This window comes from Alcanivorax sp. HI0044 (genome assembly GCF_001634945.1).
The window spans coordinates 1-719 of record NZ_LWEZ01000035.1 but is presented as its reverse complement, the minus strand read 5'-3'; the positions used below and the strand labels follow the sequence as shown (position 1 = coordinate 719).

Below are 719 nucleotides of genomic sequence, written 5' to 3'. Positions count from 1 at the left end.
CCAGATCATTGACGATCACGTCCTCACTCTGCTGGCTATGCTGCTCCGTGCGCGCAAACATGAGCAATGTCTCCAGGGTGGCTTCCATGTCATCGACGGTGTCGTCCATACGCCGAATCAGAGGGCGGTCGCCCACCTGGCTCACCAGTAATTCCAGGTTGGCGCGAAACACCGCCAGTGGCGTGCGCAATTCGTGGCTGGCATCACGGGTAAACTGGCGCTCACGCTCCACAAACGACACCAACCGGTCCGCATAGCCATTCAGTGCCGCCACCAAAACCGCCACTTCGCTACCCGAATCCGCCGATATGTCGCTGAGATCCGGGCGAGCCACACTGGGGTCATTCACCGGCGTTTGCCGTAATGCATCAGAAAGCTGGACCAGGGGGGAAAGTAAATCGCGGGATTTTTTCCAACCGAGAAACGAGGTGATGTAAATCACCAACAACACCCCGGTTAACGGCAGAATGCCGAACAGGAACGCCAAGACCGACACGCGCTTTTCATCAAAAATCAGGTAAAGCCGCGCGCCGTCGCGGTGCTCGATATACACAATGGGCCGCTCACCGGCCAGATCCACCCGCTGATAACCGTCAGGCAAATTCGCCAGTACCTGGGGAATCGTATCCTGCACCGCCTCACTGTCCAGCAAGCCCAGCAGATGGCGGGTGTTGGGACGCGGCTGAGTCGGGTTTACCTCCACCAGCGACCAGTAGTGG

The 719-nt window shown here is 58.4% G+C and carries 1 protein-coding gene; it reads right to left on the bottom strand.

Annotated elements, in window-relative coordinates:
- Nucleotides 1-719, bottom strand: a 719-nt coding sequence (locus A3730_RS00390; protein WP_304439444.1) for a histidine kinase dimerization/phospho-acceptor domain-containing protein, incomplete at both ends; no start/stop codon positions are given.